The sequence below is a fragment of the Trinickia sp. genome, assembly GCF_036503415.1.
GTDB lineage: Bacteria > Pseudomonadota > Gammaproteobacteria > Burkholderiales > Burkholderiaceae > Trinickia.
In genome coordinates this window covers 1-19,250 of the sequence record NZ_DASXWY010000109.1, presented here as the reverse complement: position 1 = coordinate 19,250, position 19,250 = coordinate 1, and the positions used below count along the sequence as shown (strand labels likewise).

Sequence of the window (19,250 nt, the reverse complement as noted above, 5' to 3'; positions counted from 1 at the left end):
CTCAGGCTTACTGGTTCTGACCGTCGAGCTTGGCTTTCAGCAACGCGCCAAGGTTCGTCGTGCCCGAAGCCGCGGAACCCGAATCGGCTGCCAGTCCGCGCATCGCTTCTTGCTGCTCGGCCGAGTCCTTCGCCTTGATCGACAGGTTGATACCACGCGACTTGCGATCGATGTTGATGATCATCGCGTTGACCTTGTCGCCTTCCTTCAGCACATTGCGCGCATCTTCCACGCGGTCTTGTGCGATTTCGGACGCGCGCAGATAGCCTTCGACTTCGGTCGAAAGCGCCACCACGGCACCCTTGGCGTCCACGGCCTTCACCGTGCCGTCGACGATCGAACCCTTGTCGTTCATCGCCACGAAGTTGCTGAACGGATCGCCTTCGAGCTGCTTGATGCCGAGCGAAATGCGCTCTTTCTCGACGTCGATACCGAGCACGACAGCTTCGACTTCGTCGCCCTTCTTGTACTTGCGGACCGCCTCTTCGCCGGTTTCGCTCCACGAGAGGTCGGACAGATGCACGAGCCCGTCGATACCGCCCGGCAGACCGATGAAGACGCCGAAATCGGTAATCGACTTGATCGCACCGCTGATCTTGTCGCCCTTCTTGAAGTTGCGGCTGAAGTCGTCCCACGGATTCGGCTTGCACTGCTTCATGCCGAGGCTGATACGACGACGGTCTTCGTCGATCTCGAGCACCATGACTTCGACTTCGTCGCCGAGCTGGACGACCTTCGACGGTGCGACGTTCTTGTTCGTCCAGTCCATTTCCGACACGTGGACGAGGCCTTCGATGCCCGACTCCACTTCGACGAACGCGCCGTAGTCGGTGATGTTCGTGACCTTGCCGAACAGACGCGTGCCCGACGGGTAACGGCGCGAGATGCCTTCCCACGGATCGTCGCCCAGTTGCTTGATGCCGAGCGAAACGCGGTTCTTTTCCTGGTCGAACTTGAGGATCTTCGCCGTGACTTCCTGGCCGACCGACAACACTTCGCTCGGGTGACGCACGCGGCGCCACGCGATATCGGTGATGTGCAGCAGACCGTCGATGCCGCCCAAGTCGACGAACGCGCCGTAATCGGTGATGTTCTTGACGACGCCGTTGACGATAGCGCCTTCCTTGAGCGTCTCGAGCAGCTTCGCGCGCTCTTCGCCCTGCGTCGCTTCGATCACCGCGCGGCGCGACAGCACCACGTTGTTACGCTTGCGATCGAGCTTGATGACGCGGAATTCGAGCGTCTTGCCTTCGTAAGGAGTCGTATCCTTGACAGGGCGCGTGTCGACGAGCGAACCGGGCAGGAACGCGCGGATGCCGTTGACCATGACGGTCATGCCGCCCTTGACCTTGCCGGTGATCGTGCCGGTCACGAGCTCGTTGTTGTCGAGCGCCTTTTCCAGCGACAGCCACGAAGCGAGGCGCTTCGCCTTGTCGCGCGACAGGATCGTGTCGCCATATCCGTTTTCGAGCGCGTCGATCGCGACCGAAACGAAGTCGCCCGCCTGCACTTCTACCTCGCCCGCGTCGTTCAGGAATTCTTCGAGCGGAATGTAGGCTTCGGACTTGAGACCCGCGTTGACGACCACGAAGTTGTGGTCGACACGCACGACTTCGGCGGAGATCACTTCGCCGGCGCGCATGTCTTGCTTGGTCAGCGACTCTTCGAACAGAGCCGCAAAGGATTCGGTAATCGGGTTGGAGGTTTGCAGGTCGGACATAAAAATCGTAAAAGCATGGCTTCGCTCTGCCTCACGCGGTCCACGTTCCGTTTGCCTGGGACCGGCGCGCCGCGGCACGGCGTACGCCATACGGGGTTAAGGGTTGATACAACGTTTCGCGACACCGCCGAAGCGGCCCCGCCAAACACCTGACGACAACTCGAGACTACTAAAGCACCTACTCGGTACTACAGCGCCCGGTACCATTGCACCACTTGTTCGACCGCCTGGTCGACCGTGAGCGCCGAAGTATCGAGCAGCTTCGCATCCGCCGCGGGAGCGAGCGGCGCGACCGTGCGATTCGTATCGCGCGCATCGCGCTCGCGCAAATCCCGGAGCAAGTCATCCATATTAGCAGAAAACCCTTTTTGGATCAATTGCTTATACCGGCGCGCCGCGCGTGCCTCCACGCTCGCGGTCAGGAACACCTTCAATCCCGCATCCGGGAAGATCACCGTCCCCATATCGCGGCCATCGGCCACGAGCCCGGGCTCCCTGCGAAACGCGCGCTGGCGGGCGACCAGCGCCGCGCGCACGGGCTGGTGCACCGCGATGGCCGACGCCCGATTGCCGACTTCCTCGGCGCGGATTTCGTTGGACACGTCGATACCGTCGAGCTGCGCGCAGCCCTCCCGGAACGTGATATGCAGGCCGTCGACGAGGTCGGCGAGCGCCTCGGCGGCATCCGTGGGCACCTGGTAGCGCAGGCTCGCCAATGCCGCGAGCCGATAGAGCGCGCCGCTGTCGAGCAAGTGAAACCCGAGCTTCGCCGCGACGAGCGCGGCCACTGTGCCCTTGCCCGAGGCGGTCGGCCCGTCGATGGCAATGACGGGAGTCTGGTGAAAGGGACGGGTCGGTTTCATCGATCAATCGGGGGCGACCAGCGTCTTGAAGCGGTCGAAGTAATCGGGGAACGTCTTGGCGACGCATTTGGGGTCATTGATGCGCACCGGCGCACCGATCAGGCTCACGAGCGAAAAGCACATCGCCATGCGGTGATCGTCATAGGTGTCGATCGCCGCATTCGGCACGAGGCGCCCTGACGCGGGCGGTGTGACGGCCAACCAGTCCGGCCCTTCTTGCACATTCGCGCCGAGCTTGCGCAATTCCGTCGCCATGGCCGCGATGCGGTCCGTTTCCTTCACACGCCAGCTCCCGATGTTGGTGAGCCGCGTCGTCCCGTCGGCCGCGAGCGCCGCAATGGCGAGCGTCATCGCGGCATCGGGAATGAGATTGCAGTCCATTTCGATTGCTTCGAGACGGCCGTGGTCATGGCCAATCCCCCGCACCTCGATCCAGTCCTCGCCCATCGCCACGTTGGCGCCCATGCGCGCGAGTGCCTGGGCGAAAGCCACATCGCCCTGAATGCTGGCGCTGCCCACGCCCACGACACGCACCGGCCCGCCGCCGAGCGCACCCGCCGCCAGGAAGTACGAGGCGGACGATGCGTCGCCTTCGACGGCGATCGAGCCGGGCGACTGATAGCGAACCCCCGACGGCACCGTGAACCGCCGCCAGTCTTCGCGCTCGACGGTCACACCGAAGCGCGCCATGAGTCGTATCGTGATCTCGATATAGGGTTTCGAGATCAGCTCGCCGTCGACTTCGACGATCGTCGTGCCGCTTTTCGTGCGCACGAGCGGCAGCGCCATCAAAAGCGCGGTCAGAAACTGGCTCGACACGTCGCCGCGCACGGTGATCGGCGCTTCGACGCTGAGCGCCGCGGGACGAATCCGCAGCGGCGGATAGCCCTCGTTCGCCTCGTAATCGATACGCGCACCGATTTGCCGCAGCCCATCCACGAGATCGCCGATCGGCCGCTCGTGCATGCGCGGCACGCCGTGCACGCGATAATCGCCGCCGTTGACGGCCAGCGCCGCCGTGAGCGGACGCACGGCCGTGCCGGCATTACCGAGAAAAAGATCGGCCGTTTTCGCCGTGAACGCGCCGCGTGTGCCCTGCACCACGCACCGATCGCCGTCACGGGTGTACTTCACGCCGAGCTTCGCGAGCGCGTCGAGCATCACGCGCGTGTCGTCGGAGTCGAGCAGATTCGAGATCGTCGTCTCGCCTTCGGCGAGCGCGGCCAAGAGCAGCACGCGGTTCGAGATGCTTTTCGAGCCGGGCAAACGAACCGTGCCCCGCGCATGCGGGTACGGTCCAAGATCGAGATAGTCCATAGCCGTTCCTGTTTATTCCGGAGCGAGGTCGCCGTGGGGCCGCGCCGCCACGGTTTGCGCGCCGCGTTCCTGCCATTCGGTGCGTGCTTCGCGCGAGCGTGCGAACACCGCTTCGAGCGCAGCGCCGTCGCCTGAGACAATCGCCGCCCGCAAGCGTGCGAGCACGGCCGTGTAGGCATCGAGCTCCGCGACGAGCGCCGTCGCGTTCGCCAGGCAGACATCGCGCCACATCTCCGGGCTCGACGCGGCGATCCGCGTGAAATCCCGAAACCCGCCGGCGGCGAAAGAGAACTTGAGCGCCGCATCGGGCGCGCCGAGAATTTGCTCGACAAGTGCGAATGAGAGCAAATGCGGCAGGTGACTCACCGATGCCAGCACGCGATCGTGCTGCTCGGCTTGCATCGTGCGAACGTGCGCGCCCGCCGCGAGCCAAAGCGCCTCCACGCGTGCCACGTCCTGCGCCCGATTCTCGGGCAGCGGACACAGCACGACGTTGCGTCCGACATAGAGATCGGGCAATGCCGCCTCGACGCCGCTCGATTCGCGGCCTGCGATGGGATGCCCGGGCACGAACTGCGCAATACGGGTACTCAGCGCGGCGCGCGCCGCTGCGACGACATCGCCCTTGGTGCTGCCCGCGTCGGTCACGAGCGTCCCGGGATCGAGAAACGGCGCGATCCGTGCCAGGAGCGGCGCGGTCTGCGCCACCGGCGCCGCGAGCAAAACGAAATCCGCGCCGGCGAGCGCGCGAGCCAATTCGGCGTCATCGTCGAGCGCGGCCGTCTCGTCGACGACACCGAGCGCGCGAGCCCGTTCGGCCGACGCAAGCGAGCGGCCCACGCCCACGATCGTACGCGCGCCGCTCACCCCGCCGCGTTCGCGCAAGGCGCGAGCGAGCGAGCCGCCGATCAGGCCCACACCGAAAATCACCAGTTTGTCGAAAAAGAAGGTGCCCACGACCGTCCGAAAAAATGAACCATCAAACTTTTAGCGCCTGCCGCTCCGAGCGGGGCGGCACAGCGCAACACGCGGCGCGTCGGCTCAGGCCGGCGCAAGTGCCTTCTCGAGCGCGGCGATGAACGCGGCGTTTTCCTCCGGCAGGCCGACCGTCACGCGCAGCCATTGCGGCAATCCATAGTTGCCGACGGGCCTCACGATCACGCCTTGCTTGAGCAGCGCAAGGTTCACGCGCGCACCCGCGCCATCGTCGTGGCCTACGCGTACGAGCACGAAGTTGCCGAACGAAGGCACATATTCGAGACCGAGCTTCTCGAACGCCTGCGTCAACTGACGGTAGCCCGCCGCGTTGAGCGCGGCGCTCTTCTCGAGGAACGCCGTATCGCCGAGCGCGGCGATCGCCGCGGCCTGCGCAACGGTGTTGACGTTGAAAGGCTGACGCAGGCGGTTCAGCAGATCGGTCAGCGGCGGTTGGGCGATGGCGAGGCCGATGCGCAAACCCGCGAGTCCATACGCCTTGGAAAAGGTGCGCGAAACGAGCAGGTTCGGATAGCGGCGCACCCACTCGATCGAGTCGTAACGCTTCTCGGCGGGCAAATATTCGGTGTAGGCCTCGTCGAGCACGACGACGACGCCCTTGGGCACCTTATCGAGAAACTTCTCGAGTACCGGCCCCTCGACGAAGGTACCGGTCGGATTGTTCGGGTTCGCGATGAACACGAGCCGCGTATCGGGCTCGATCGCGCTCAGCATGGCATCCAGGTCATGACCGTACTCGACGGCGGGGACCACGATCGCGCGCGCACCGAGTCCTTGCGTGGCGAGCGCATAGACCGCAAACGAATACTGGGCATACACGACCGACTGCCCTTTTTCCACGAACGCATGCGCCGCGAGCTCGAGAATGTCATTGCTGCCGTTGCCGAGCGTGATCCAATCGGCCGGCACGCCGTAGCGCGCGCTGATCGCGGCCTTCAATTCGAACGCATTCGAATCCGGGTAGCGTCCCAGCTCCTCGACGGCCCGCGCCATTGCGGTCTTGGCCGCGTCCGGCATGCCGAGCGGGTTTTCGTTCGACGCCAGCTTCACGATGCGCGCCTCGTCGAGCCCGAATTCGCGCGCAACCTCGGAGATCGGCTTGCCGGCGATATAGGGGGCGATCTGGCGCACATAGGAAGGGCCGTATTGCGTGGTCATGAAAGTCTCCAAACGGGCGATGCTGCGTGTCATAAGAATACGATTGGGTCGCTCTCGGTGCGCGTGGCAGGCCGCCTCGGCGGCCACGCGTTCACCGCGTCAGCGCGCGCGCGGATACGAGCCCAGGATCTTGAGAAAAGCCGCTTTTTTCTCGAGCTCGGCGAGCGCCGCGGCAACGGGCGCGTCCTCGCGATGGCCTTCGACGTCGATATAGAAGTAGTACTCCCACGTTCCGACACGTGCGGGCCGGGATTCGAAGCGCGTCATCGAGACGCCGTGCCGCGCAAGCGGCTCGAGCAACTTGAATACGGCGCCCGGCTCGTTCTTGACCGAAACGATCAGCGAAGTCTGGTCAAGCCCGCTTTGCCCCGCTGGTGCGCGCCCGATCACGACGAAGCGCGTGCGGTTATGCGGATCGTCTTGAATCAGCGCAAAGGCGGCCTGCAGGCCATAGCGCGCGGCCGCGCGGTCGCCCGCGATCGCGGCAACGCTCGCATCGGCCGCCGCGATGCGAGCGGCCTCGGCATTGCTCGACACCGCTTGCCGCTCGACGTGCGGCAAGTGCGTCGCGAGCCAGCGCTGGCATTGCGCAAGTGCCTGCGCGTGCGCGCATACGCGGGTGACACCGTCGGTGCCGCCGCTTTGCGTAAGCAGATTGTGGTGAATCGGCAGTGCGATTTCGCCGCCGATGGAGAGCTGCGTCTGCAAGAGCAGATCGAGCGTGCGCGAAACCGCGCCTTCGCTCGAATTCTCGGCGGGCACGACGCCGAACTCGGCGGCGCCTGCCTCGACGGCACGGAACACTTCGTCGATCGACAGACACGGCAGCCCTTCGATCGAATGACCGAAATACTCGTGCATCGCCTCTTCGCTATACGTACCGGCCGGCCCGAGAAACGCCGTCATGATCGGACGCTCGAGCGCGCGGCTCGCGGCCATGATCTCGCGCCAGATGGCACTGATATGTTCGTCGACGAGTGGCCCCGCGCTCATCGACTGCAGCCGCGCGATCACCTGCTGTTCGCGCTCCGGGCGGAACACCGGCGCGTTGTAGTGCTTCTTCACCTCGCCCACTTCGAGCGCGATCGCCGCGCGCTGGTTGAGCAGCGCGATCAGTTGCGCATCGATTTCATCGATGCGGTCGCGCAGCGGTTTCAATCTTGAATTGAGTTCGTCGTCCATGCGTGAAACGGCCATATCGAAAGTCGGCGCGCGCGTGCGGCGGCGCGCCGGCTTCCCGTTACCCGCGCCTTCTCAAGCGCGGGACTGTTCGAATTCCAACATGTACTCGACGAGCGCTTCGACGCCCTCGAGCGGCACCGCGTTGTAGATCGATGCCCGCATGCCGCCGACGGACTTGTGACCCTTCAGCTGCATCAAGCCGCGCGCTTTGGCGCCGGCCAGGAAATCCTCGTTGCGCGACTCGTCGGCAAGGAAGAACGGCACGTTCATCCTCGAGCGAGAGCCGGGCTCCACCTTGTTGATATAGAAGTCGCTCGCGTCGATCGTGTCGTAAAGCAGCTTCGACTTCGCGAGATTGCGCGCCTCCATCGCCCGGATACCGCCTTGGCGCTTGAGCCACTTGAACACGAGCCCCGCGATGTAGATCGCGTATGTGGGCGGCGTGTTGTACATCGAATTGTTGGCCGCCACGGTCTTCCATTCGAAGGCCGACGGGCAGATCGCGAGCGAGCGCTCGAGCAGATCCTCACGCACGACGACGAGTGTCACGCCGGCCATGCCGATGTTCTTTTGCGCACCGCCGAACATCACCCCGAATTTGGCAACGTCGAGCGGGCGGGAAAGAACATGCGAGGAGACGTCCGCAACGAGCGGGATATCGCCGAGATCGGGAATATCGAAGGTCTCGACGCCGTGAATCGTCTCGTTCGTGCACAAATGCACATAGGCGGGATCGTCCGAAAGCTGCCACTCGGCGCGCCGCGGCGCGCGCGTGAAGCCGTCCTCCGTCTGCCCGCTCGCCGCGAGATGCGGCGTGCAGTACTTGCCCGCTTCCTTGAACGACTTTTGCGACCACGAACCGGTGATGACGAAATCGGCCGTCTTGCGCGCGCCGAGCAGATTCATCGGCACGATCGCATTCTCGGCCAGGCCGCCGCCCTGCATGTAGAGAATATGGTGGCTGGCCGGCACCTCGAGCAACTCGCGCAAATCGACGAGCGCCTCTTCGTGAATCGATACGAACTCGCGCCCGCGATGGCTCATTTCCATCACGCTCATGCCGCTGCCGCGCCAATCGAGCATCTCGTCGGCCGCCTGGCGCAACACTTCCTCCGGCAACGCCGCGGGACCGGCGGAGAAGTTGAAGACGCGCATCGTTGAAACCCCTGGGGAGTGAGACACGGCGGCGAACACCATTCGATTGGGCCGCACGGGTCGGAAATAGATAATGGCCGTTCGCGCATGTCGCGCAAACGGCCATTATCGCATCGTCGCTCGAAAGCCGCCAAAGCGTGCCCGCTCGGGGAGGCACGCCGGCGGCTTGCCGGCGCCGAAACTCAGGCGACTTACTTGCCCGGCTTGACCGACGCCACTTCCTTGTCGGCCTGGTCGCGCGTTGCCTTGATCGATTGCGGCATGTACTTCTGCATCAAGCCGTTCACGACGTCGCGGCCCACCTGGTCCTGGACTTCGATGAACTTGTGACCCGTCGGGCTCTTGTAGAACGTCGTGAGGTCCTTGATTTCCTGCGTCGTGTAGTACTTACCGTACGCATCGTATTGCGCTTGCATCGCGTCGTTGCGGAACGAGTCCGTCGCGAACACCTGGCCCGCGGAGTCGACGAGCTTCGGCACCGCATTCTTTTGCAACGACGGCACGGCTGCCTGCTTTTGCTTGTCGTTCAGCGACTTGTTCTCCGACAGCGCGTCCGAGAGGATCGCCGGCACGAGCTGCTTGGCCTGCATCTGCGCGCTGTTGGCGATGGCGCCGACGAGCTTTTGCGCGTCGATGGCGGCGAGCAGTTCCTTGATCGCAGCCTGCTTGGCCGGATCGTTCGCAGCGGCGGCTGTCGTCGTGGACGGTGCCGAGCTCTGCGTCGACAGAGCCTGCGCCATGGCAAAGGTCGGCACAAAGGCGGCCAGCAGCATCCATTGTTTGAAACGTCGTTGCATCGTCACTCCCTCTAAAAATTAATTCGGTTCCGGCGCTCGATCAGACTTCGCCGTCTTCGCCGTTTGCGTCTTCAGCCGGTGCCGCGTCCACTTCGACATCCGCGTCGGCTTCCGCGATCTGCTGCAGGCCCGAAAGCTTCGTGCCCTCGTCAAGGCTGATGAGTGTAACACCCTGCGTGGCCCGCCCCATCTCGCGGATCTCGGCAACGCGCGTGCGAATCAGCACACCCGTCGTCGTGATCAGCATGATCTGGCTTTCGGGGTCGACGAGCGTGGCGGCCACCACCCGGCCGTTGCGCTCCGAGGTCTGAATCGCGATCATGCCCTTCGTGCCGCGGCCGTGGCGCGTGTACTCCGTGATCGGCGTGCGCTTGCCGAACCCGTTTTCCGTTGCGGTCAGCACCGACTGCTCCCCGCTGCCCGCGACGAGCATCGCAATCACCTGCTGCCCCTCTTCGAGCTGCATGCCACGTACGCCTCGCGCCTCGCGGCCCATCGGGCGCACGTCGTTCTCGTCGAAACGCACGGCTTTGCCGGCATCGGAAAAGAGCATGACGTCGTGCTGTCCGTCCGTGATCGCCGCGCCGATCAGGAAATCGCCTTCGTCGAGACCGACCGCAATGATACCTTTGCGCAATGGTCTGCTGAAAGCCTCGAGCGGCGTCTTTTTGACCGTGCCGAGGGATGTCGCCATGAAGACGTACTTGTCGGCCGAGAACTCCTTGACCGGCAGCACGACGTTGATCTTCTCGCCATCTTGCAGCGGGAACATGTTCACGATCGGACGGCCGCGCGAATTGCGCGAGCCCTGCGGCACCTCGTAGACCTTGACCCAGTAGACGCGGCCGCGGTTCGAGAAGCACAGGATGTGGTCGTGGGTGTTCGCGATGAAGAGCGTGTCGATCCAGTCGTCCTCTTTCATCTGCGTGGCCTGCTTGCCGCGCCCGCCGCGCTTTTGCGCCCGATACTCGGAAAGCGGCTGCGACTTCACGTACCCCGCGTGCGACATCGTCACCACCATGTCCTGTGGCGTGATCAGATCTTCGGTGTTGAGCTCGGTCGCATTGAGTTCGATACGCGAACGGCGCGCGTCGCCGAACTCGGCCTTCACGGCCGCCAGCTCGTCGCCGATGATTGCCGTAATGCGTTCCGGGCGCGCGAGGATGTCGAGCAGATCGGCGATCTGGGCCATCACTTCGCGGTACTCGCCGATGATCTTGTCCTGCTCGAGGCCCGTCAAGCGCTGCAGACGCATCTGCAGGATTTCCTGAGCCTGCGTATCGGAGAGCTTGTAAAGGCCGTCCGCCTGCATGCCGAAGGCCGGGTTGAGCCCTTCCGGCCGGTAGGCCTCGCGCCCGCCCGCGGCTGCATTCTCGGTTTCGGCGCGCGCGAGCATGTCGCGCACGAGCGACGAATCCCAGGCTCGCGCCATCAATTCCTGCTTCGCGATCGGCGGTGTCGGCGCGGCCTTGATGATCGAGATGAACTCGTCGATGTTGGCCAGCGCGACCGCCAGGCCTTCGAGCACGTGGCCGCGCTCGCGAGCCTTGCGCAACTCGTATACGGTGCGCCGCGTCAGCACCTCCCGCCGGTGCGAGAGGAATGCCTGGAGCATTTCCTTCAGGTTGAGCAGCTTCGGCTGGCCGTCGACGAGCGCGACCATATTGATGCCGAACGTGTCCTGCAGTTGCGTCGCCTTGTACAGATTGTTGAGGACGACTTCCGGCACCTCGCCGCGCTTCAGCTCGATGACGACACGCATGCCGCTCTTGTCGGACTCGTCGCGAATATCGGAGATGCCCTCGATCTTCTTCTCGTTGACGAGCTCGGCGATGCGCTCGAGCAGCGAGCGCTTGTTCACCTGGTACGGCAGCTCGTCGACGATGATCGCCATGCGCTGGCCGCGATCGATTTCCTCGAAGTGCGTCTGCGCGCGCATGACCACGCGCCCGCGGCCCGTGCGATAGCCGTCGCGCACGCCGGCCACGCCGTAGATGATGCCGCCCGTCGGAAAGTCGGGCGCCGGCACGATCTCGATGAGCTCGTCGAGGCTCGCGCCCGGATCCTTCAGAAGATGCTGGCAGGCATCGACGACTTCGCCGAGATTGTGGGGCGGGATGTTGGTCGCCATGCCGACGGCGATGCCCGACGAACCATTGATGAGCAGGTTCGGAATGCGCGCGGGCAGGATGAGCGGCTCGTTTTCGCTGCCGTCGTAGTTCGGGCCGAAATCGACCGTTTCCTTGTCGATATCCGCGAGCAGCTCGTGCCCGATCTTCGCCATGCGGATTTCCGTGTACCGCATGGCTGCGGCGTTGTCGCCGTCGACCGAGCCGAAGTTGCCCTGCCCGTCCACGAGCATGTAGCGCAACGAAAAATTCTGCGCCATGCGCACGATCGTGTCGTATACCGCCTGGTCGCCGTGCGGATGGTATTTACCGATCACGTCGCCCACGATACGCGCGGACTTCTTATAGGCGCGGTTCCAGTCGTTGTTGAGTTCGTGCATCGCGTAGAGCACGCGCCGATGCACGGGTTTGAGGCCGTCCCGAACGTCGGGAAGCGCACGTCCGACGATTACGCTCATCGCGTACTCGATGTACGAACGGCGCATTTCCTCCTCGAGGGAGATGGGCAGAGTCTCTTTGGCGAATTGATCCATTATCCGTATCTTTTCGGGGCGAAGGCGAACCGGGAGCCGGTTGCCCGCCAACCCGGCATCGGGCGCCGGGCATCACGCGATTCTAGCATGCCGGGCGGGGCCGCCCCGAGTGCGCACATACTCCCCCAGCGGGGCAACGGCAAGAGGGCGCCATAGCGTCGATTTAGGGCCGTCGCGAGGCAAATTTTTCTTTTCCGCTGGCACGCATCGTGCGGGTGCCGACCGCTCGGAGAAGCCCGCCCCGCTTACCTGTTGCGGACGCACCACAATAAAAACGGGAGGCTCCAGGCGGCGGGATTTTTTTTTCGTAAGAAGGGAACGATATGGCAAAATGCCAACGCACTTGGTTAGACGCTGCTCGAAGTGTCCGCATGGCGTGGCGTTTTTTGTGCCGCACCAATGTTATACTTCGAGCAATGTATGACTTGTCTTCGTCATCCAGGCTCGCAGTAAACCTGCGGTAATCTCAAATTCGAGAGGAGAAATATGAATAAACTTTCAAAGCTCGCGTTCATTGCAGCTACCGCAGTTATGGCTGCATCCGCTTCGGCACAGTCGGTGCCGGCGTCGCGACAAGCCACGAATGACAACTGGGTCAACGGCACCGGTGAATACGTGTGGATGAACGGCACGAACGAGCTTTGCTGGCGCGATGCATTCTGGACGCCCGCAACGGCGAATGCCAAGTGCGACGGCGCTCTCGTCGCCCAGGCCCCGACGCCGCCGGCTCCCCCGGCCCCGGCAGCTCCGGCCATCACGAGCCAGAAGGTCACGTATCAGGCCGACACGCTGTTCGACTTCGACAAGGCCGTCCTGAAGCCGTCTGGTAAGCAGGCGCTCGACGATCTGGCCTCGAAGATTCAAGGCATGAACACGGAAGTCGTCGTTGCAACGGGCTACACGGACCGCATCGGTTCGGACAAGTACAACGACCGCCTGTCGCTGCGCCGTGCGCAAGCCGTGAAGGCCTACTTGGTCAGCAAGGGTGTTCCGGCGAACAAGATCTACACGGAAGGCAAGGGCAAGCGCAATCCGGTCAAGGACTGCGCAGGCAAGAAGGTCACGGCAAGCCTCAAGGCCTGCCTCGCACCGAACCGCCGCGTGGAAGTCGAAGTGGTCGGCACGCAGCAAACGAACGCTCAGTAAAACAGCGTCCGCTGCAGCCTCAAAAAACCCCGCTTCGGCGGGGTTTTTTTCTGCTCGGCGCGCGGATTCGACCCATCGCCGCGCCGGCGACTTTTAACGCCGCACCGGGCCCGATATACTCGGCCCTAGCCCGTGTGCGTCTATTTATATTGTTACCCTCTATTAATATTGTTACCGCTCGATACGCCATGACCAACGCCGATCCCCACGAATTGCAGAAATTCAGCGATCTTGCTCATCGCTGGTGGGATCCGAATGCAGAGTTCAAGCCGCTGCACGAGTTGAATCCCGTGCGGCTCGCCTGGATCGACTCCCATGCGCACCTACCCGGCAAACGCGTGCTCGATGTCGGTTGCGGCGGTGGCATCCTGTCCGAATCGATGGCAGGCCTCGGGGCCCAGGTCAAAGGCATCGATCTTTCGTCGCAGGCGCTTGGCGTAGCCGATCTGCACAGCCTCGAGAGCGGCATTACCGTCGAGTACGAGGAAATCGCCGCGGAGGCCCTGGCGGCACGCGAACCGGGCACCTTCGATGTCGTCACGTGCATGGAGATGCTCGAACACGTGCCCGATCCGGCTGCCATCGTGAAGGCGTGCGCCATGCTCGTGAAGCCGGGCGGATGGGTGTTCTTCTCGACGCTCAACCGCAGCATCAAGTCATATCTGTTCGCCGTCATCGGCGCGGAATATATCGCTCAAATGCTGCCCAAGGGCACGCACGATTACGCACGCTTCATCCGCCCTTCCGAACTCGCCGCATTCGCGCGCGCGGCCAACCTCGACGCTGCCGAGGTGAAAGGCATCACGTATCGGCCGCTTGGCAAGCATTTCATGCTCTCCGACGACACGAGCGTCAATTATCTTTTTGCCTGCCGCCGGGCGAAGGTGGACGCATGAGTCAGCCGACGCCCCAACCCGAACTGACCGACGGCATCGCATCGATCGGCTTGTGCCGCGGCGTGCTGTTCGATCTCGACGGTACGCTGGCCGACACGGCGCCCGATCTCGTTGCTGCCGTCAACAAGATGCGCGCGGACCGGGGCCTCGACATGGTGCCGCTCGACACGCTGCGGCCGCTGGCCTCGGCCGGTGCGCGCGGCTTGATCGGCGGCGCATTCGGCATCGGCCCGGAGGATCACGGGTACGCGTCGATGCGCGAGGAGTTTCTCGCCAATTACGAAGCGGACCTTTGCATCGAAACGACGCTCTTTCCCGGCATCGGCGAATTGCTGGACGTCCTCGATGCGCGCAACGTGCGCTGGGGCATCGTCACGAACAAAGTCGGCCGATTGACGATGCCTCTCGTCGAGCAGCTCGGACTTGCCTCGCGCGCAGCATGTGTCGTCTCCGGCGATACGACCCCTCATTCGAAGCCGCACCCTGCCCCCCTGCTCCATGCGGCTGAAAGCCTCGCGATGCGTCCCGAGCGGATCGTTTATATCGGTGACGATCTGCGTGACGTGCAAGCGGGGTTCGCGGCGGGCATGATCACGGTGGCGGCGGCCTACGGGTATTGCGGCACCGATCTGCCGCCGGCGATGTGGCACGCGCAGCACATCGTCGATTCGCCGCAACAGTTGCAGCAGTTGCTGCACGACCTGCGGTGAAGGCCCGGCCGGGGCGCCCGCCGAGTCGACAGCACAGCGCTTGAAATGCGGCGAAGCCGCACCATCTTGTGTTCTGTGGGATAATCCCACCCTACACACAGGGGCCGACCTGGTTTCGACGTGGGTAATGAAGCAGTTCAGGGCATACCGAGGACCCGTCACCTCGTAAATCAATGGGAATTAAGTAACTGCGAACGATCTTTCGAAGCGCTTCGGCGCGGCGTCTAACGACGCTCTCGCACTGCAGGCCGCCTAAAACCGGTCTCCCTCGCACTGGCTCGCTGATGGGTCAGGGTCGCAAGACCAGCGAGGTCTCTTACGTCAGCTAATCCTTGGTGGTGTCACGCTGCCAGGGCCGAAAATCAAGTGACTCGCCGTAACGAAGCGTGTTCGTCCGCGTCGGTGCGGTTAAATCAAATGACTGAACTAAGTATGTAGAACTGGCTGTGGACTATTTGCGGACGCGGGTTCGATTCCCGCCGGCTCCACCAATACCGAAGGTTCGGATGATCTCCGAACCTTTTTTCTTTTCAGAGACCGCCGCCCGGTCAGGCATCGCGACCCCGAGAGCCTGCCCGACATGCGCGACGCGGGCGGGAGTCCATCAGGTCCGCTCGAGGAAGGAACGGACGCTTGCAGTGATCGCTCGCGGCGCATCCTCTAGACTGTAGTGCCCCACACCTTCGAGCTCGTGTATCGGCGCCGCCGGAAAAAGCTCGCTAAAGAGCGGCAGAAAATGATCGGCGTGCAACGTGCGATCGGCGATTCCCCAAATGGCCAGGGCCGGCATCGCCGAAATGGCGCGACGCGCGGCCGTGTCGGGCACCTCGAAACGGTGCGCGCCGATGGCGAACCCTTTGGCCCACCCGATTGCTCCCGCACAATCGGCGGGCGTTGCGAAACGGCCGCCGTAGGCGCGCAGCCAGGCGTCGGTTATCACACCATGATCCTCGAATCCGTTCAGCTTCAATGTACTCAGAATGTTGAAGCCGAGCTCACGTAGTACGGCATCGAGGCGCCCCTGGGACTCGGCTTTGATGACCCATTGAAACCACGGCGAAACAGCGGTGTTAGCGCGTAATCGTTCGGCGAGCGTCGCCTGTCCGAACGGCGTCGGCGCGTTCACGCTGACGATTCGCCGAATGCGGTCCGGGTGGCGCGACGCTAAGCCCATCCCGACGGGCCCACCGAAATCATGCATGACCAGCGTGATCTCGCGCAGGTCCATCGCCAGGACGAAACGCTCCAGATTGTCGATGTGGTCCTGCAGCCAATAGTCGCGCAACGGCGGGGTGCTACTCCTGCCAAACCCCATATGATCCGGCACGACGACGCGATAAGCGCCGCGCAACGCTGCAATGAGCGCTCTGAATAGGAATCCCCAGGTCGGCTCGCCATGCAGGCAAAGCACAACCTGCCCATCGGGCGGTCCCTCGTCCACATAGTGCATTTGAAAGCCCGGCGCTTCATGGAAGTGCGGTGCATAGGGGTACATTCCGTCGAACGTATCAACGAATCGATTCATGAAACGCCTCCTCCGGATGGGACATGGTCGTTTTCAGCCAAATAGTTTCAATATGAAACCGTTGCGTTATATCCCACTCGGTTTTATATTGCAACCATACGAGTGAATTTAACCGCCGGTGTTGGTCCGGCGAACGGGTTTCAGGCTGGAAGACAGGACTATGGTCAAACGAACGACTCACGCCGATTCGCTGTGTGGAGTGGCCCGACCGCTCGATGCCATCGGCGACTGGTGGTCCTTGCTCATCATTCGCGACGCTTTCGACGGCCTGCGCCGTTTCGGCGAATTTCAGCGAAGCTTGGGACTCGCAAAAAACATTCTGTCGGTCCGGCTGCGCAATCTGGTGACCCACGGCATTCTGCATATGGGGCCCGCCTCGGACGGAAGCGCCCATCGAGAATATGTCCTCACCGAGAAAGGACGCGGGCTGTTTCCGCTGCTTGTCGCGCTGCGGCAATGGGGCGACGAGTTTTTCTTCGAGCCGCAAGAGGCGCATGCGGTGCTCGTCGAGAAAAAGACCGGCGCCCCTATCCCGAAGCTCGAGATCCGGGCTCGGAGTGGGCACACGTTGGCGCCCGAAGACACGATCGTCATGGGCCCCTCAACGGAAGCCACGAAAAAACGAAGCGGGACAGCAGGCACGGCGAGCAGCAGATGACCTGGTTTTTGGCCTTTTTTCGGCGAATTCTTTGCATCGATCGGCGGTTAGACTAACGTTGCCCCGTCGGAGACCTCGGTCTCGCCGTCTTTTCGCTCCTAACCGCGTTCACATGACCAAAATTTTTGCCGCCCTGGCCGCATTGCCGCTTCTCGGATTGGCCGCTTGCGGCTCTTCTCCCACCGCTTCGAACAATGCCGGCCTGTCGCCCGCGACAGCCGCCCGTGCGTCGGATTCCGCGATGGCCTTCACCTCGCACCGCTCGCCGAGCTCGATCACGAGCTGTCTCTCGAGCCGGATGCGCGGCGTGCACCGCGCCAGCTCCGGCACTGCCACCGAACTCGTCATCGGCAACGGTGCGCGCGCCAACGCGTGGCGCATCACGCTCGCGCCCGCCGGGGCCGGCAGCGCCGTCAACGTGCACAAGCCGTCGTCAGACGACGGCTCCGTGTCCGAACCCGAGCTTCGATATCACATCGCGCGTTGCGTCGTATGACGCTTGCCGCCCTCTTGCGCGGGAACGCTCACTGATCCTGCGGACATTGGAGGTTGCAGCCGTCCGGGTCGCCGTTGTCGCCGCGTTTGCGCCGTTGCGAACGGCCATTCTGAAACTTCTTGTTGCGCGCCGCGGATTCCGATGCCGCAAATTGCAGTTGCGGATGCTCCTGCAAACGGAATTCGTCGTTGAGGATGCCGCCCGGCACGCCGGGCGAAATCTGTGCGAACGCAACCGATGTTGCAGCGCATAACGCGCCGATGGACATGACGCACGCAGTGAATTGGATAAGCCGTTTCATATCGCTTGCCGCGCCCGACGGCGCGTAGATCGATCGGAGGAAAGAAGGCTGCAAGCGTACCGCGAAACCGACTTACTGTGCAGCGACGCGCGTTACAGCGGTAATGCCGGGCCGCGGGAACGGCCGATCCAGCGGTGCGTGAAGGCGCTGCACCGCCCGATGACGGGCGTCGCATCAACCGGCGATATGGGCCCCGCCCCGCAAGCCGTTTTGAATGTCGACGAGCGAGCCGCACTCCGCCGGGTCGTAGCCTTCCAGGTGCGATACGCCGAGCCGAAACGTGTCGCTGCGCAGCACCGCCAGCGCGGCGGCCAGCGGCCCCGCTGACAGCCGCGCTCGCTCGCAGGCGAAGTAATAGTCTTCATCGACGATCGGCACGAAGTCGAGACCGAAATGATGCGCCGCGGGTGCCACGCCAAAGCCGACGTCCGCCATACCGCTCGCGACGAACGCCGCAATCGCGGTATGCGTGAGTTCGGTCGAGGCGTAGCCGTTGATGCGCTCCGGATCGACGCCGACACGACGCAATTCAAGATCGATCAAGAGCCGTGTTCCGGAACCTGGCTGCCGGTTGACGAAGCGCACATCGGCGCGGGCGAGGTCGTCGAGCCCGCGGACCTGCTTCGGATTGCCCTTTTGCAGGAAGAGCCCTTGTTTGCGCCGGGTCAAATAGATGAGGACATGCCGGCGCGGGTCGAGCCAGCGCCGATAAATGTCTGCACAAAGCTCCCGAAACGCGCCGCGCGGCAAATGAAAGCCCGCAAAGTCGCATTCCCCACGCGCCAGCGCCGCGACGGCTTCCGCGCTCTCGCGATATTTGATGTCGACGGAGCCGGCTTCGCGGGTTTGCAGCGCCGTGACGAGCGCCGCCACCGCATAACCGTGCGACGCATGGATGCGTACCATCGCACTGCGCCCCAATTGGCGACCAAGCTCCTCGGCAATCTCGCTCGCCAGCCCCTGCATCGGGGCGTCGAGCCGCTCCGCGCACAGGCGCTGCGCGCGCACGACCGCATGGCCCAGACTCGAGAGCGCCGAGCCCTTGCCGCGCTCTTTCGCAATCAGGTCGCCGCCGAGGCGCGCCTCGAAAAGGCGCAGCAATCCCCACGCATGGCGGTACGACAGCCGGCTTTGCTCGGCGGCCTGCGCAATGCTGCCCGTCTCGTCGACGAGCGCCAGCAGCGGCACGATATCGGTCAGGCTCGCCTCGCGGCCCGCGCTGTCGCGCACGATCAATTCAGCGACGCATTTGATATCAATCATTTATGTCGTCCAATTTCCTATTGCACTTCGTATTGACCGCGCCTATCGTTCGATCATAACTGGAAAACGTCGAGCATATATGTGCGCCATATGAGTATCAAGTACATATATGCGGGCTGGAAGGAGACCCACTTGGAATATGCAAGCCCCCCGGCGCCGGATGAGCTCGTCCGCCGGCATTGGAAGCCGGGCGTGTCGCTCCTCGCGGTGCTGCACGCGATACAGGACGAAGCCGGTTTCATCCCGCCCGAAGTGGTGACGCCGCTGGCGCGGGCGATGAACCTCTCGCGCGCCGAAGTGCATGGCGTGCTGACGTACTACCACCATTTCCGCACGAGCGCGCCGCCGCGCGTGGGCGTGGCACTGTGCCGGGCCGAATCGTGCCGCAGCATGGGCACCGAAGCG

At 63.4% G+C, this 19,250-nt stretch carries 18 protein-coding genes and 1 other RNA gene; 7 read left to right on the top strand and 12 right to left on the bottom strand.

Annotated features, from left to right (window positions below):
* Window positions 1-7 precede the first annotated feature (7 nt).
* The 9 genes from rpsA to gyrA form a co-directional block, all read right to left on the bottom strand.
* Window positions 8-1,720, bottom strand: coding sequence for a 30S ribosomal protein S1 (gene rpsA, locus VGL01_RS14730; protein WP_331570532.1), 1,713 nt, complete (start codon window positions 1,718-1,720; stop codon window positions 8-10).
* 188 nt (window positions 1,721-1,908) lie between these two features.
* Window positions 1,909-2,583, bottom strand: coding sequence for a (d)CMP kinase (cmk, locus tag VGL01_RS14725; protein WP_331570530.1), 675 nt, complete (start codon window positions 2,581-2,583; stop codon window positions 1,909-1,911).
* Between the two features lie 3 nt (window positions 2,584-2,586).
* The gene (gene aroA / locus VGL01_RS14720; protein ID WP_331570528.1) at window positions 2,587-3,900 is read right to left on the bottom strand and encodes a 3-phosphoshikimate 1-carboxyvinyltransferase; all 1,314 of its coding nucleotides are present in this window, start codon (window positions 3,898-3,900) and stop codon (window positions 2,587-2,589) included.
* Between the two features lie 12 nt (window positions 3,901-3,912).
* Window positions 3,913-4,857, bottom strand: a complete 945-nt coding sequence (locus VGL01_RS14715) for a prephenate dehydrogenase (RefSeq protein WP_331570526.1) — start codon at window positions 4,855-4,857, stop codon at window positions 3,913-3,915.
* Between the two features lie 84 nt (window positions 4,858-4,941).
* Window positions 4,942-6,054, bottom strand: coding sequence for a histidinol-phosphate transaminase (gene hisC, locus VGL01_RS14710; protein WP_331570524.1), 1,113 nt, complete (start codon window positions 6,052-6,054; stop codon window positions 4,942-4,944).
* 99 nt (window positions 6,055-6,153) lie between these two features.
* Complete coding sequence (gene pheA / locus VGL01_RS14705) at window positions 6,154-7,236, bottom strand: prephenate dehydratase (protein ID WP_331570557.1); 1,083 nt, start codon at window positions 7,234-7,236, stop codon at window positions 6,154-6,156.
* A 72-nt stretch (window positions 7,237-7,308) separates the two neighbouring features.
* Entirely contained in the window at window positions 7,309-8,391 is a 1,083-nt protein-coding gene (serC, locus tag VGL01_RS14700; protein ID WP_331570522.1) for a 3-phosphoserine/phosphohydroxythreonine transaminase, read from the bottom strand.
* A 191-nt stretch (window positions 8,392-8,582) separates the two neighbouring features.
* Window positions 8,583-9,188, bottom strand: coding sequence for a DUF2059 domain-containing protein (locus VGL01_RS14695; RefSeq protein WP_331570520.1), 606 nt, complete (start codon window positions 9,186-9,188; stop codon window positions 8,583-8,585).
* Window positions 9,189-9,228: 40 nt separating this feature from the next.
* Window positions 9,229-11,850, bottom strand: coding sequence for a DNA gyrase subunit A (gene gyrA, locus VGL01_RS14690; RefSeq protein WP_331570518.1), 2,622 nt, complete (start codon window positions 11,848-11,850; stop codon window positions 9,229-9,231).
* A 486-nt stretch (window positions 11,851-12,336) separates the two neighbouring features.
* Here gyrA and ompA point away from each other — a divergent pair, with 486 nt between their 5' ends.
* From ompA to ssrA, 4 genes are all read left to right on the top strand, one after another.
* A complete protein-coding gene (ompA, locus tag VGL01_RS14685) occupies window positions 12,337-12,996 on the top strand; it encodes an outer membrane protein OmpA (protein ID WP_331570516.1) in 660 nt (219 codons plus the stop codon).
* A 188-nt stretch (window positions 12,997-13,184) separates the two neighbouring features.
* Window positions 13,185-13,892 (top strand): bifunctional 2-polyprenyl-6-hydroxyphenol methylase/3-demethylubiquinol 3-O-methyltransferase UbiG, encoded by a 708-nt coding sequence (gene ubiG, locus VGL01_RS14680; RefSeq protein ID WP_331570514.1) that lies wholly within the window; start codon window positions 13,185-13,187, stop codon window positions 13,890-13,892.
* Window positions 13,889-14,602 carry an HAD-IA family hydrolase gene (locus VGL01_RS14675; protein WP_331570512.1) on the top strand — a complete coding sequence of 238 codons (714 nt, stop codon included), beginning with the start codon at window positions 13,889-13,891 and terminating at the stop codon, window positions 14,600-14,602. The genes ubiG and VGL01_RS14675 overlap by 4 nt, the downstream gene beginning before the upstream one ends.
* Window positions 14,603-14,702: 100 nt before the next feature.
* Window positions 14,703-15,093, top strand: a transfer-messenger RNA (tmRNA) gene (gene ssrA, locus VGL01_RS14670).
* Between the two features lie 113 nt (window positions 15,094-15,206).
* Here ssrA and VGL01_RS14665 read toward each other — a convergent pair.
* Entirely contained in the window at window positions 15,207-16,127 is a 921-nt protein-coding gene (locus VGL01_RS14665) for an alpha/beta fold hydrolase (protein ID WP_331570510.1), read from the bottom strand.
* A 160-nt stretch (window positions 16,128-16,287) separates the two neighbouring features.
* Between VGL01_RS14665 and VGL01_RS14660 the strand changes: the two genes are divergently transcribed.
* Window positions 16,288-16,785 carry a helix-turn-helix domain-containing protein gene (locus VGL01_RS14660; RefSeq protein ID WP_331570508.1) on the top strand — a complete coding sequence of 166 codons (498 nt, stop codon included), beginning with the start codon at window positions 16,288-16,290 and terminating at the stop codon, window positions 16,783-16,785.
* Window positions 16,786-16,897: 112 nt separating this feature from the next.
* A complete protein-coding gene (locus VGL01_RS14655) occupies window positions 16,898-17,281 on the top strand; it encodes a hypothetical protein (protein ID WP_331570506.1) in 384 nt (127 codons plus the stop codon).
* Between the two features lie 28 nt (window positions 17,282-17,309).
* On the opposite strand, the gene VGL01_RS14650 is transcribed toward VGL01_RS14655, so the two are convergent.
* Both VGL01_RS14650 and VGL01_RS14645 read right to left on the bottom strand, forming a co-directional pair.
* Window positions 17,310-17,582: a hypothetical protein gene (locus VGL01_RS14650; protein WP_331570504.1), complete on the bottom strand. Its 273-nt coding sequence runs from the start codon at window positions 17,580-17,582 to the stop codon at window positions 17,310-17,312.
* 174 nt (window positions 17,583-17,756) lie between these two features.
* Entirely contained in the window at window positions 17,757-18,845 is a 1,089-nt protein-coding gene (locus VGL01_RS14645) for a substrate-binding domain-containing protein (RefSeq protein WP_331570502.1), read from the bottom strand.
* A gap of 132 nt (window positions 18,846-18,977) precedes the next feature.
* Between VGL01_RS14645 and VGL01_RS14640 the strand changes: the two genes are divergently transcribed.
* The coding region (locus VGL01_RS14640) for an NAD(P)H-dependent oxidoreductase subunit E (RefSeq protein WP_331570500.1) at window positions 18,978-19,250 on the top strand (273 nt) is incomplete at its 3' end.